This is a genomic window from Limnohabitans sp. (assembly GCF_017848645.1).
GTDB lineage: Bacteria > Pseudomonadota > Gammaproteobacteria > Burkholderiales > Burkholderiaceae_C > Limnohabitans_A.
Window position 1 is genome coordinate 65,917 of sequence record NZ_JAFEIF010000074.1, and the last position, 12,936, is coordinate 78,852.

Below are 12,936 nucleotides of genomic sequence, written 5' to 3' on the forward strand. Positions count from 1 at the left end.
TGGCGCTCACATGGCGCTGGCGTCTGACACTTTTGCTTTCGCTGCCCCTTGGCGGGTGATCGTGACCCGACCCGGGCGTGAGGCCCTGGCTTGGGCCGACGCCTTGCAAGCGCGGGGTGTGCCTTGTGAGACCTTGCCCCTGATTGAGATTGCGGCCTTGCCCGAGCCCTTGGCGCTGGCGCAAGCCTGGCAGGCGGTGCCCGGCCATTTGGCGCTGATGTTTGTCAGCGCCAATGCGGTGCGTTTTTTCATGGCGGCCCGGTCTGCGGACCGGCCAATCCCCAGCTGCCGCGCCTGGTCGACCGGCCCGGGCACCCGAGCCGCATTGCTGGCCGAAGGCTGGCCGGAGGGCCTGATCGATTCGCCGGATGAAGATGCGCCCCAGTTCGATTCGGAAGCCCTGTGGGCCTTGGTGGCGCCGCGGGTGCGGGCGGCGGTCGCTTCAACGCCATCCAAACCCTCGGTGCTGATCGTGCGTGGCGCCGATGCCCGAGGGCAACTGGCTGGGCGCGACTGGCTGGCGCTGCAACTCGAAAGCGCGGGCCTGGAGGTGTTGCAAGCCGTGGCCTATGTGCGTCAGGCCCCCGTGTTGACCCCCGCGCAGCAAAGCCTGGCGCGGCAGGCCGTGGGCGACGGCAGCGCTTGGTTGTTCAGCAGTTCCGAGGCGGCGCAGCACTTGTTGTTGGCCTGCCCTGAGCTGCCCGTGAAGCAGGCGCGGGCGCTGGCGACGCACCCGCGCATTGCCCAGCGGCTGCAGCAGATGGGCTGGGGGCGGGTGGATCTGGTGCCTGCGGGCGTTGACGCACAAGCCCAGTCGATAAAATCGCTCACATGACCACCCCAACTGACGCTGTGATCGACGGCGAACCCAAGGCCGTGCCTGTGCCCGAACCGGCCAAGGCCTTGCCGACTGTGCATTCTTCCCGCTGGCTTGTGGCCGTGGTGGGGGCGGTGGCCGTGATCGCCTTGGGGGTGTCGGTGTTGCTGTGGCAAAAGCTCTCGCGCATCCAGGAGCAACTGGCCCGCCAAAGCGCCGACACAGGTTTGCAGGCGCTGGAAGCCAAGACCTGGGCCAAGCAGGCCCAGGAAACCGTGCAAGACAGCGCCGCCCGCGTTTCGCTCATGGAGGCCCGCTTGGCCGAAGTGGCTTTGCAGCGCACGCAACTCGAAGAGTTGATGCAAAGCCTGTCGCGCTCGCGCGATGAAACTCTGGTGGTGGACATCGAGTCGGCCTTGCGCATCGCGCAGCAGCAGGCCCAGATGACCGGCAGCACCGAGCCCTTACTGGCGGCTTTGCAGTCGGCCCAAAAGCGCGTGCAGCGTGCCGCCCAGCCGCGCCTGACGCCGGTTGCGCGGGCCCTTGAAAAGGACCTGGAGCGACTGAAAAATTTACCGGCCTTTGACATACCCGGCCTGATGACCAAGCTTGATGAAGGGGTGGCCTTGGTGGAGGGGCTGGCGCTGGCCAACGCCCCACGCGCCTCGCAAACCCAGATCCGCCAGCAGGCCGAGGCCTCGGGCGAGCAAACGCCGCCCACTTGGTGGATGAACGGCCTGATGCGCATGGCCGATGAGCTCAAGGGCTTGGTGCGGTTCAGCCGCATTGATGCGCCCGAGGCGGCGCTGATATCGCCCGAGCAGGCCTTTTTCTTGCGGGAGAACCTCAAACTCAAACTGCTCAATGCCCGCCTGGGCTTGCTGGCGCGCCAAAAAGAAGGCGTGCGCAATGATTTGGGTGCCGCTGCCGTGCTGGTGCGCCGTTATGCCGAGCCTCAGTCGCGGCGCACCGCCCAGCTTCTGCAGTTGCTGGAGCAAACCAGCGAGCAGGTGCGCACGGCTGAGTTGCCGCGCATCGAGGCCTCGCTGACGGCCTTGAACACCGCAGCGGCAGGAAGGTAATCCCCGATGCGCGCTGCTTTGTGGCTCATCACTTTGTTCGCCTTGGCGGCGGCGGGGGCCTGGCTGGCGGGCAACAACCAGGGCACGGTGACCCTGTTTTTGTTTCCGCACCGGATTGACCTGTCGCTCAACCTCGCCGTCTTGGCTGTCTTGTTGGTGGTGCTGTTGGTGATCCTGGCGCAGCGGGCACTGGGGGCCTTTTTGGCCTTGCCCAAAAGGGCGCAGCGCTGGCGGTTGCAGCAAAAAGAGCGGGCCAGCCATGCGGCCTTGCTCGATTCGATGGGCCATTTGATGGCGGGTCGTTATTTGCGGGCACGCAAAGCGGCCGAGCAGACGCTGGCCAAAGAAGCCTTGCTGCAGGCCTCGGGTGTGACGCTGGACCACGCGCTGTCTTTGCGCACTCTGGCCCACATCATGGCGGCCGAGGCCAGCCACGCGCTGCAAGACAAGACCCAAAGGCAACAGCACCTGGACCAGGCTTTGGCGCAGGTGCAAGCGAGCAGTGGGGCCGAACGCCAAAGCTTGCTGGAGGGCACCCAGTTGCGCGCTGCCCGCTGGTCACTCGACGACCGCGATGCCACGGCCAGCCTGGCGCGGCTGAGTGCCTTGCCCCCCGCTGTGGGTCGGCGCATGGCCGCCATGCGGCTGCAGCTCAAGGCGGCCCGTTTGGCCGGTCAGCCGGCAAAGGCCCTGGAAACGGCCAGTTTGTTGGCCAAGCACCGTGCTTTTTCGTCCGAGGCTGCTGAAAGCCTGGTGACCCGTTTGATTTTGGATTTGTTGGCTCAGACACACGATCCTGAGGCCTTGCAACGGGTCTGGAAGCGCCTGACGCCCAGCCAGCGCCTGATGCCCTCCGTGGCGGCCGAGGCGGCGCTGCGTTGCTTGCAGCTCGGCGGCTCTGCCGCCACGGCCCGTTTGTGGCTGCAAGACCTGTGGATTCCGATGCAGGCCAACCCACCGGTTTGGTCTGATGCGCAGCTGCTGCGCGTGGTGCAGGCTTTTGACGCCTGCTTGCCTGGCGTTGAGGCCGAGGATGCCTTTGTTTGGCTGTCACGCGTGGAAAGCGCCCAGCAGTCTCAGCCCCGGGCCGCGCACTTGCAATACCTGGCTGGCATGCTGTGCTTGCGCCAGCGCCTGTGGGGCAAGGCCCAGAGCCTGTTGGCCCAGGCCGCCAAAAACCTGCAAGCCCCTGTGCTGCAGCGCAAAGCCTGGATCGCCTTGGCCGAATTGGCTGAGCAGCGCCAGGACCCGGTGCAAGCTGCAGCTGCCTGGAAACAGGCTGCCAGCGTGTCACCGGACTGAAGCGCCGAAAGACGGCTGAACAGACCGCGTTGCGCATCCTGATTGATGCGGTCCCTTGACGTCTTGAAACACATGCAAGAGATCGGTTTTTTTAGGAGCCCACCCCTGTGGGCGATAGGCGTTAACAGGCCCTGCTTTTTGATTCATCGAGACTCGACGCATCCATGAAAAAACCGGGCCTGGGCCTAATGCCAGTCAGTTAAGAGCTGACCGGTTTTAATTTAAAAAGGGAACCCTGTTCAAACACGGTTCCCTTTTTCATGAGCTGGCTGCAAAACGATCTTTCCCAAACACTTCAACGCACCCCCCAGCGGCTGGATCAACTCAGCAGCCTTATCGACCCTCAGTGGATTACCCAAGTCCTGAGCGCCACAGGCAAAGCCTCCATACGACGACGCAAGCTGCCTGCCGAACACGTTATTTGGCTGGTCAACGGATTGGCTCTTTTTCGCAATCAGCCCATCTGGGACGTGGCCAGGCAGCTGCAATTGACGTTGCACAATCAACCCTTAAGCGTGCCCAGCGCTGCCGTTGCCGGGCGTCAACGTTTGGGCGAAGAGCCTTTGGCACATTTGTTTCGCCTGCTTTGTCAGGGGTGGACAGCCTGCGAGTGCGTCTGTCAGCGCGTGCTGGGCCTGCGCCTTCTGGACGTTGATGGCGTTGTCTGGGCGACACCCGATACCCCAGACAACCGCTTGGCCTTGGGCAGCAGCAGCAATCAACATGGCTCGGGTGGGTGGCCTCAAATTCGAGCAGTCTGCCTGATGGATACGTACAGTCATGAGTTGCTCGATGCACGCATGGGCGCCATGAGTCAGGGCGAGCTGACGCTGGCAGCAGATTTACAAAACATCGATCAGTCCCTGACCGTATTTGATCGGGCCTACTTCTCGGCAGCCTTTTTGCTCAACTGGCAGTCGCAGGGACAAGACAGGCACTGGCTGATGCGAGCCAAAGACAACTTGCGCCACGAAGTGATCGTCCAACACGATGAGCATGACAGTTTGGTCAGCATGCCAGTGTCGCCGACGGCCAGAAAGATCGATCCGAAATTGCCAAGCCATTGGCAAGCCCGTTTGATTGAGGTGCAGCTGGGTGGGCGCAAGCGTCGGTTCATCACATCGCTGACGGATGCGAGTCGCTATCCGGCCAAAGAACTGGCCAAGCTGTACATGCAGCGCTGGGAGATTGAGTTGGGATTTCGGGAGATCAAGCACTCATTGCAAAGTTCGCAATGGACGCTGCGCAGCAAACAGCCGCAGCTGGTGCGACAGGAGCTGTGGGGCGTACTGATTGCATATACGTTATTGCGCAGACTGATGCGCCAGATGGCTGCACACGTGAAGGTGGAGCCATTGCGTATGGGCTTTCACGTTGCGAGTATGGCCATCATTGATCTGTTGCGTTTTGCGCCACTGGAGTCGGCTGGGACGTTGCCCAAAAGATTGCAGCTGTTGTTTGACCAGGCACATTTATTTGTTTTGCCGCCAAGGCGTAAACGTTCATACCCTCGGGTTGTCAAAACAAAGACAGCCAAATACCCAGCAAAAATGCCAGTCAGCTCTTAACTGACTGGCATTAGGCCTGGGCCCGGTTTTTTCATGGCGCTTTCGCGCGCTTGGCGCAGATCAGAACGGCACTTGCAGTGTGTTCAGGTCTTTGCGTGTTTCGACCAGCACCAGCGGGCCTTCGTTCAACACCACGGCGGGTGGACGCTCGCGTGGCACACGCACAGCGGCTGGTTCGGCCGCGATGGCGGCTTGCACCGCAGCGACTTTGTCGCTGTCGGAGTTCACCCACACCAGACCGGAGTTCTGTGCAACTTGCTGCAGGCTGTCGATGGGCAGCGTGTAGCTGGCCACGGCAGGCAAGGCTTTGCTGGTGGCTTCGTTAGCGGGGGCGCTGACAGCGGCCACAGGCGCGGTGGATGCGGCGGGCGCTGGGGCAGCGGCCACGGGGGCTGCTGGTGCCTTTGCTGGCGCAGCGGTCTCAACTGTCGGTGCTGTCACGGGGGCCGCTGCTTCTGCCACGGGGGCCGTTGTCGGGGCTGCAGCCGCTGCATTTTCCTGACTGGCTTCTGATGCGGCTGCCAACGGGGCTGCCGATGCGGCGGCAGCTTGCTGGGCACGCTCAAAATAAGAGCGTGGGGCAGGGCGGTCATCGGCTGGGGCTTCGGCGCTCACGCGGCTGGGCTCAGCGGTGTCTTCAGCTGGTGTTGTCTCGCCTGCTGTGTCCAGACGTGTTTCACCTGCTCGTTCGCGGCGGTCGCGGCCGTAGCGGTCACGTGAGCGGCGTTCCCGGCGCTCACTGTTTTCGGCGGGACTGGTGCTATCGGCTGCGGCGTTGTTGTCGCCGGTCTCGTCTGCACCCACGTTCGCTTCAGGCGCGTTGGCATCAGCGGCTTCGCTTGGGCGGCGCTCTGGGCGCTCGCCACGTTCACGGCGGCCTTCACTTCCGCGTTCGCCACGTTCGCGGCGACCATCACGGCCTTCGCGTGGGGCGCGTTCTGTGCGCACTTCGCTGCCTTCGGCGGTTAACTCGGGCTGGGCATCGCTGCGGCCTTCGTTCAGGTTGTCGGTGCGCTGGCCTTCGGCCGGGTTGTCACCGCGTGGGCTCGAGCGGCCATCACGGCGGCCTTCACGGGCAGGGCGGTCACCGTTTGGTCGCTCGCTGCGCTCACCGCGTTCACCACGTTCAGTGCGCTCACCGCGCTCTCCGCGTTCGGCACGCTCACCACGTTCAGCGCGTGGGGGACGGGCTTCGCCTTCACGGCCTTCGCCACGGCCTTCACCGCGGCGTCCACCTTCGCGTGGCGCGCGGACTTCGCCGGCCGTGCCTTCGCTGCGCTCGCCTCGGCGGCCATCGCGGCCGCCACGGCGGCCATCACGGCCGGATTCACGGCCACCGTCGCGACCACCTTCACGGCGGCCTTCGCGGGCTTTTTCTTCTTGCTTGACGGCAGGGGTGGCCACGGGTTCGGCAGCTGCGCCGCCGAACAGGTTTTTCAACCAGCCAAAGAAGCCGCCAGAAGCGGCCGCTGCAGGCGCAGCCACTGGGGCTGGTGCTGCGGCTTTGGCCACGGGCTTGGCCGCAGCCACGGGGGCTTCGGGTTTGGGAGGGGCCACAGGCGCGGGCGCATCGGGCAGCACGCCTTTGATGACTGGCGTTTGCTTGTTGGTGGGCTCTTGCGAGCGGCGTGTCACGGTGGTCGCGTCTTCGATCTCTTCGGCCATCTTGTAGCTGGCTTCGATGCGGTCCAGGCGCGGGTCGTCGTGCTTCAAGCGCTCGAGCTTGTAGTGCGGTGTTTCCAGCGATTTGTTGGGCACCAGCAGCACGTTGATGCGTTGCTGCAGCTCGATCTTGGCGATCTCGGAGCGCTTTTCGTTGAGCAGGAAAGACGCGACTTCGACGGGCACTTGGGCGTGCACGGCGGCGCTGTTGTCCTTCATGGACTCTTCCTGGATGATGCGCAGGATCTGCAGCGCAGAGCTTTCGGTGTCGCGGATGTGGCCTGCGCCGCCGCAACGTGGGCAAGGGATCGATGCGCCTTCGCTCAGGGCGGGCTTGAGGCGCTGGCGGCTCATCTCGAGCAGGCCGAACTTGCTGATGGCGCCAAACTGCACGCGGGCACGGTCTTGGCGCAGCGCGTCGCGCAAGCGGTTTTCCACTTCGCGGCGGTTCTTGGCTTCTTCCATGTCGATGAAGTCGATGACGATCAGGCCGCCCAAATCGCGCAAACGCATCTGTCGGGCCACTTCGTCGGCGGCTTCGAGGTTGGTGCGGGTGGCGGTTTCTTCGATGTCACCGCCCTTGATGGCGCGGGCCGAGTTCACGTCCACCGAAACCAAGGCTTCGGTGTGGTCGATCACGATGGCGCCGCCAGACGGCAGCTGCACCGTGCGGGCGTAGGCCGATTCGATCTGGTGCTCGATCTGGAAACGGCTGAACAGCGGCGCGTCGTCGCGGTAACGCTTCACTCGCGGCGCGAACTCGGGCATGACGTGGCTCATGAACTGCTGAGCTTGGTCGTAGATGTCGTCGGTGTCGATCAGGATGTCGCCGATGTCGTTGTTGAAATAGTCACGAATCGCGCGGATGACCAAAGACGATTCCTGGTAAATCAGGAAAGCGCCTTTGCCTTGGGTGGCGCCGTCAATGGCGGTCCACAGTTTGAGCAGGTAGTTCAGGTCCCACTGCAGCTCGGGGGCGGAGCGTCCAATGCCTGCCGTGCGGGCAATGATGGACATGCCCTTGGGGTATTCCAGCTGGTCCATCGCTTCTTTGAGCTCGGCCCGGTCGTCGCCCTCGATGCGGCGGCTGACGCCACCGCCACGGGGGTTATTGGGCATGAGCACCACGTAGCGACCCGCCAGGCTGACGAAGGTGGTCAGAGCCGCACCTTTGTTGCCGCGCTCTTCTTTTTCGACTTGCACCAACAGGGACTGGCCCTCTTTGATGACGTCTTGAATGCGGGCTTGGCTGACGGAGACGCCTTCAGCAAAGTATTGGCGCGAGATTTCCTTGAAGGGCAAAAAGCCGTGGCGGTCTTCGCCGTAGTCCACGAAGCAGGCTTCGAGCGAGGGCTCTACGCGGGTCACGATGGCTTTGTAAATGTTGCCCTTGCGTTGCTCGCGGCCTTCGATTTCGATTTCGTAGTCGAGGAGTTTTTGTCCGTCGACGATGGCCAGGCGGCGCTCTTCAGCTTGCGTGGCGTTGATCAGCATCCGTTTCATGATGCGTTCCTTCTCTGTTCAGCTTGGCTTGGGCGCAGAAAAATGCCTGCGCTTGAAGCCTGTTTACACAACCGGCTTTGGACTCCTGGGAATCTCAAAGCCCACGTTGCCGGAGCTGACGCCTGAAACGAAGGGAATTGCCGAGGTGAATCGCCACTCAGCTGCGCGTGAGCACAGGAATGGGGATCGTGGCGCGTGGATGGGGCGAGGTGAACGTTGTGCCAAGATCTGTCCACTGCCGGGGGCTTCCCCCGGTGTCCAAGACAAACCGCCGGGCGCCAGGCGTGAGGGTGCCCAGGGGCTTCGTGAGCCACTCCAAGCACATCAGCAAAGTTCCGAACAGCACAAACATCTCGCTTTGATCCGTTCAGCAGCTTTCAGGGGCTGCTGAACTTGGGGTATTCCGTATCTGGGTTTTCAGGGCGTCGGCCCAACCTCCGGGGCGTTTTGCCACTGTCGGCGCTGGCCTTCAGTCTGCAAAATCGTGCCGAGGGTGGCATCGACCATCTGGTTTGGCGCGGTGGTGGTGGACTAAACTCCAGCTCTGCAGGAATTCATTTCCATTTGAATCAACCACTTACAGCCAATTGCCAGTGAATCACATTATAGGGTCCAAGTCCGCCGCTGCGACACCCGCCGTCAAATGGTTGTTGGTGGACGAAGAGTCGGCCGGTCAGCGTTTGGACAACTTTTTGATGCGTCACTTGAAGGGCGTACCCAAAACCCACGTCTACCGGATCATCCGCAGCGGCGAGGTGCGCATCAACAAGGGCCGTGCTTCGGCCGAGACCCGGGTCGAAAACGGCGACGAGGTGCGTCTGCCGCCTGTGCGGATTTCTGAAAAAGTCGCCGAAAAAGCCGAGCGCCCGGCACCGGGGCGCGAATTCCCCCTGCTTTTTGAAGACGACAGCCTGATGGCCATCGACAAACCGGCCGGGGTGGCGGTGCATGGCGGCTCGGGTGTGAGTTTTGGCGTGATCGAGCAGCTGCGCCAGGCCCGCCCACAGGCCAAGCTGCTGGAGCTGGTGCACCGGCTGGACCGCGACACCAGCGGCATTTTGCTGGTGGCCAAAAAGCGCAGCGCCTTGAAGCACCTGCAAGACCAGTTCCGCGAGCGCGAGACGGGCAAGACCTATCTGGCGCTGGTCAAAGGGGACTGGCCCGCCAAGCTGAAGGTGATCGACCAGCCTTTGCACAAGTTTCTTTTGCCTGATGGTGAGCGCCGGGTGCGGGTGACCACGCCCGAAGACCCGGACGGCATGCGTTCGATCACTTTGGTCAAGGTGGCGCAGCGCCTGCCGGGTGCCACGCTGCTGGAAGTGACCATCAAGACCGGGCGCACCCACCAGATCCGGGTGCATCTGGCGTCGCAAGGGCACCCGATTGCGGGTGATGACAAGTACGGCGATTTCGAGTGGAATCGCCATTTGCTCAAACCCGGTGCCCATGTGGGCCTCAAACGCATGTTTTTGCACGCCTGGCGCTTGCAGTTCAACCACCCGGTGACGGACGAGCGCGTGGCCTTGCAAGCCGATTTACCCCCCGAATTGAAAGCCTACATCGACCATGCCCCACACCAGACCCCGCCAGTTTGACCTGATCGCTTTCGATTGGGATGGCACGCTGTTTGACTCCACCGCCCTGATCACCCGCTGCATCCAGTGCGCCGTGGTGGATGTGGGCGGGCAAGAGCCTACCCGCGAAGCCGCTTCTTATGTGATCGGCATGTCGCTTTTGCCGGCGCTGGCCCACGCGGCGCCCGATGTGCCCAAAGACAAATACCCGGCCTTGGGCGAGCGCTACCGCCACCATTACCTGCAGCACCAGCACGACATCAGCTTGTTTGAGGGTGTGCTGGATTTGCTGGACGCCCTCAAAGCCCGGCACCACTGGCTGACAGTGGCCACCGGCAAAAGCCGTTCGGGTCTGAACGAGGCTTTGCAGGCAGTGGAGTTGCGCGGCGTGTTCGATGGCTCGCGCACGGCCGATGAGACGGCAGGCAAGCCCAACCCCTTGATGTTGCACGAGTTGATGCGCGAATTTGGCGCGGAGCCAGAGCGCACCTTGATGATTGGTGACACCACGCACGACCTGCAAATGGCGCTCAATGCCGGATGTGCCAGCGTGGGCGTGAGTTATGGCGCGCATGAGCCCGATGCCTTTCATGTCCTGAACCCGCGCCATGTGGCGCACAGCGTGCGCGAATTGCACGACTGGTTGCTGCAACACGCTTGAAACAAGGAGCGCGTATGGAGCCCATGGTCCCTTTGTGCCGCAGCGCCGACCTGGTCAACGGGGGGCGGGCTGTGCCGTTTGACATCGTGTACGCCGGGCAGACGTGCCGGGCCTTTGCCATCCGTTACCAAGGCCAGGTGCACGCGTACCTGAACCGCTGCACCCATGTGGCCATGGAAATGGATTACCAACCCGACCGTTTTTTTGACAACACAGGGCGGTGGTTGATGTGCGCCACGCACGGCGCCACCTACCAGCCCGATACCGGGGCCTGCTCGGGTGGGCCCTGCCGCGGTGGGCTGGTGAAAATAGACTTGTCAGAGCAGGGCGGGGTGGTTCACTGGCATACTGCCTATAACTTAAAACCCCTTGAATTTTGAACATGCAAGACCCCCAGGACAGCACGTCCGCTCCCGCTTCTGCCCAAGCTTTGCCGGACTCGGCACCCGCCCCAGCCCCGGTGCTCAACCCTGTGGATGAAAACTGGGCCCGTCAAACCCTGGTTGACCTGGCTTTTGCCAACCTCAAGGAGCAACAATCGCAGCGCCGCTGGAAGATGGGCATGCGCCTGGCCTGGTTGCTCTTTTTGGGCTTCGTGGTCTGGCAGGTGTTCAGCCTCAATTCTCCGGCCACGCACACCAGTTTTCCGCACACGGCGCTGGTCACCATCCAAGGTGAAATCGGCCCGGACACCGAAGCCAGCGCTGAAAATGTCATGTCATCCATGCGCACGGCCCTGGAAGACCCCGGCTCGCGAGCCTTGATTTTGCTCATCAATTCGCCCGGTGGCAGCCCGGTGCAGGCGGGTTTGATCAACGACGAAGTCACGCGGTTGCGCGCCCTGCACAACAAACCCATCTACGCGGTGGTCGAGGAGTCTTGTGCCTCGGCGGCTTACTACATTGCCGCAGCAGCCGATCAGATTTATGTCGACAAGGCCAGCTTGGTGGGCAGCATTGGCGTGTTGATGGACGGTTTCGGCTTCACCGGGCTCATGGACAAGCTGGGCGTGGAGCGGCGCTTGATGACGGCGGGCGAGAACAAGGGTTTTCTGGACCCTTTCAGCCCACAAACCGAGCCACAGCGCCAACACGCCCAAACCATGCTCAACCAGATTCACACGCAGTTCATCGATGTGGTCAAAAAAGGCCGGGGCGATCGCCTCAAGGAAACGCCCGAGCTCTACAGCGGCCTGTTCTGGAGTGGCCAGCAGGCCGTTGATTTGGGCCTGGCCGACAGCCTGGGCAGCATCGATGGCGTGGCCCGTGAGGTAGTCAAGGCCCCCGATGTGATCGACTACACCCAGCGTGAGAACGTGGCCGAGCGTTTGGTCAAGCGCTTCGGTGTGGCCGTGGGCGAGGGCAGCGTGCGCGCCATGCGCACGGTGGGTGCGGGGCTGCGCTGAGGCCTCGGCTCAAGGCCCAATGGCGTAAACCGCCGGGGTATGACCATCAGGGCCTTTGAGGCCCTTTTTCCATTGCGCCACCGTGTGGCTCTGGATGCTGGCCGATGGCAGCGTCAAGCCGCTGGCAATGGCCAGGCGCGTGTTCCCATTCAGGCTCTGCAGCAGGCCACCGATCATGGCCGCATTGCGGTAGGGGGTTTCGATCCACAACTGGGTTTGCCCGGTTTTGAGGGCCAAGGACTCCAGCTGCTTCAAGCGGGCGGCCCGCTCGCTGGCCTCTTGCGGCAGGTAACCCACAAAGGCGAAGTTCTGACCATTGAGGCCGCTCGCGGCCAAGGCCAGGAGCAAAGATACGGGGCCCACCAAGGGCACCACGCCAATGCCCAGATCGTGCGCGGCCCGCACCACCGAGCTGCCGGGGTCGGCCACGGCGGGCATGCCCGCTTCGCTCACCAAGCCCACGTCGTGGCCCTGCAAGGCCGCGGCCAGCAGCGGTTTGCCGTCAAAGCCGGATTGGTGGTCGCCTTTTTTGTGCACGTGGCGTGGCAATTCGGTGATGCTTTGCTCGGGCAGGGGGGCAATCAGCGGGTGCGTCTGGCCCACGCGCTTGAGGAAGGCGCGGGTGCTCTTGGCGTTTTCGCACACCCAATGCTGGATGCCTGCGGCGGTGGCCAAGGTGGTGCTGGGCAGCACTTCGGTGATGGGGGCTTGCTCGGCGCAGCCAAAGTCCAGTGGGGTGGGCACCAAAAACAGGCGGCCTGGGCGGGGCTTGGGGGCGTTCACAGCAGTTTCACCCCGGCTTGGCGCAGCAAACGCGCGGTGCGAATCAGGGGCAGCCCGATCAAGGCGGTGGGGTCGTCGTTGTCAATGGACTCAAGCAAGGCGATGCCCAGGCCCTCGCTTTTGGCGCTGCCCGCGCAGTCGTAGGGTTGCTCGGCCTGCAAATACGCCTCGATTTCGTCGTCGCTCAGGTCGCGAAACACCACGCGAACCTCGGCCAAGTCCACTTGTTCAAAGCCACTGGCCAGGCAAACCACGGCCAGCGCGGTCTGAAAGATCACGGTCTGGCCGCGCATCTGGCGCAGCTGCGCCACGGCCCGCGCGTGCTCGCCCGGCTTGCCCAGGGGCTGGCCCGCCAAATCGGCCACTTGGTCCGAGCCAATCACCACCGCCTCGGGGTGCAAGGCGGCCACGGCCCGGGCTTTGGCCAGAGCCAGGCGTCGGGCCAGGGCTTGGGGGGCTTCGCCCGGTTGGGGGGTTTCGTCCACATCGGGCGCGGTCACCGCAAAAGGGACGCGCAGGCGCTCGAGCAGCTCGCGCCGGTAACGCGATGTCGAGCCCAGCACCAGCGGGCGGCTGGGG

Annotated in this window: 11 protein-coding genes; 8 read left to right on the plus strand and 3 right to left on the minus strand. The window is 63.2% G+C overall.

The window, feature by feature from the left end:
- Positions 1-10 precede the first annotated feature (10 nt).
- The 4 genes from QZ190_RS15910 to QZ190_RS15925 all read left to right on the plus strand — a co-directional run bounded on the left by QZ190_RS15910 (position 11) and on the right by QZ190_RS15925 (position 4,769).
- Positions 11-835 carry a uroporphyrinogen-III synthase gene (locus tag QZ190_RS15910; protein ID WP_291918263.1) on the plus strand — a complete coding sequence of 275 codons (825 nt, stop codon included), beginning with the start codon at positions 11-13 and terminating at the stop codon, positions 833-835.
- Positions 832-1,899 (plus strand): uroporphyrinogen-III C-methyltransferase, encoded by a 1,068-nt coding sequence (locus tag QZ190_RS15915; protein WP_291918265.1) that lies wholly within the window; start codon positions 832-834, stop codon positions 1,897-1,899. Before QZ190_RS15910 ends, QZ190_RS15915 begins: the two co-directional genes overlap by 4 nt.
- Before the next feature lie 6 nt (positions 1,900-1,905).
- On the plus strand, positions 1,906-3,201 hold the full coding sequence (locus QZ190_RS15920; RefSeq protein WP_291918267.1) for a heme biosynthesis HemY N-terminal domain-containing protein: 1,296 nt from the start codon (positions 1,906-1,908) through the stop codon (positions 3,199-3,201).
- A gap of 260 nt (positions 3,202-3,461) precedes the next feature.
- Positions 3,462-4,769 carry an IS4 family transposase gene (locus tag QZ190_RS15925; protein ID WP_291918270.1) on the plus strand — a complete coding sequence of 436 codons (1,308 nt, stop codon included), beginning with the start codon at positions 3,462-3,464 and terminating at the stop codon, positions 4,767-4,769.
- 60 nt (positions 4,770-4,829) lie between these two features.
- On the opposite strand, the gene QZ190_RS15930 is transcribed toward QZ190_RS15925, so the two are convergent.
- Positions 4,830-7,934, minus strand: coding sequence for an Rne/Rng family ribonuclease (locus tag QZ190_RS15930; protein ID WP_291918273.1), 3,105 nt, complete (start codon positions 7,932-7,934; stop codon positions 4,830-4,832).
- 593 nt (positions 7,935-8,527) lie between these two features.
- Here QZ190_RS15930 and QZ190_RS15935 point away from each other — a divergent pair.
- From QZ190_RS15935 to QZ190_RS15950, 4 genes are read left to right on the plus strand one after another with little or no spacing between them, the layout of a single operon-like run.
- Positions 8,528-9,529: an RluA family pseudouridine synthase gene (locus QZ190_RS15935; protein ID WP_291918275.1), complete on the plus strand. Its 1,002-nt coding sequence runs from the start codon at positions 8,528-8,530 to the stop codon at positions 9,527-9,529.
- A complete protein-coding gene (locus QZ190_RS15940) occupies positions 9,501-10,169 on the plus strand; it encodes an HAD family hydrolase (RefSeq protein WP_291918277.1) in 669 nt (222 codons plus the stop codon). The genes QZ190_RS15935 and QZ190_RS15940 overlap by 29 nt, the downstream gene beginning before the upstream one ends.
- Before the next feature lie 14 nt (positions 10,170-10,183).
- Positions 10,184-10,549 (plus strand): Rieske 2Fe-2S domain-containing protein, encoded by a 366-nt coding sequence (locus QZ190_RS15945; protein ID WP_291918280.1) that lies wholly within the window; start codon positions 10,184-10,186, stop codon positions 10,547-10,549.
- 2 nt (positions 10,550-10,551) lie between these two features.
- On the plus strand, positions 10,552-11,574 hold the full coding sequence (locus QZ190_RS15950) for a S49 family peptidase (RefSeq protein ID WP_291918284.1): 1,023 nt from the start codon (positions 10,552-10,554) through the stop codon (positions 11,572-11,574).
- A 9-nt stretch (positions 11,575-11,583) separates the two neighbouring features.
- On the opposite strand, the gene QZ190_RS15955 is transcribed toward QZ190_RS15950, so the two are convergent.
- Positions 11,584-12,357: an SAM-dependent methyltransferase gene (locus QZ190_RS15955; protein WP_291918286.1), complete on the minus strand. Its 774-nt coding sequence runs from the start codon at positions 12,355-12,357 to the stop codon at positions 11,584-11,586.
- Positions 12,354-12,923 (minus strand): Maf family nucleotide pyrophosphatase, encoded by a 570-nt coding sequence (locus QZ190_RS15960; protein ID WP_291918297.1) that lies wholly within the window; start codon positions 12,921-12,923, stop codon positions 12,354-12,356. Before QZ190_RS15960 ends, QZ190_RS15955 begins: the two co-directional genes overlap by 4 nt.
- Positions 12,924-12,936: the final 13 nt, after the last annotated feature.

Coding starts and splice junctions, on each gene's coding strand:
- QZ190_RS15950 (WP_291918284.1), top strand. CDS start 10,552: ATGCAAGACCCCCAGGACAGCACGTCCGCTCCCGCTTCTGCCCAAGCT.
- QZ190_RS15945 (WP_291918280.1), top strand. CDS start 10,184: ATGGAGCCCATGGTCCCTTTGTGCCGCAGCGCCGACCTGGTCAACGGG.
- QZ190_RS15930 (WP_291918273.1), bottom strand. CDS start 7,934: ATGAAACGGATGCTGATCAACGCCACGCAAGCTGAAGAGCGCCGCCTG.
- QZ190_RS15925 (WP_291918270.1), top strand. CDS start 3,462: ATGAGCTGGCTGCAAAACGATCTTTCCCAAACACTTCAACGCACCCCC.
- QZ190_RS15920 (WP_291918267.1), top strand. CDS start 1,906: ATGCGCGCTGCTTTGTGGCTCATCACTTTGTTCGCCTTGGCGGCGGCG.
- QZ190_RS15915 (WP_291918265.1), top strand. CDS start 832: ATGACCACCCCAACTGACGCTGTGATCGACGGCGAACCCAAGGCCGTG.
- QZ190_RS15910 (WP_291918263.1), top strand. CDS start 11: ATGGCGCTGGCGTCTGACACTTTTGCTTTCGCTGCCCCTTGGCGGGTG.
- QZ190_RS15940 (WP_291918277.1), top strand. CDS start 9,501: ATGCCCCACACCAGACCCCGCCAGTTTGACCTGATCGCTTTCGATTGG.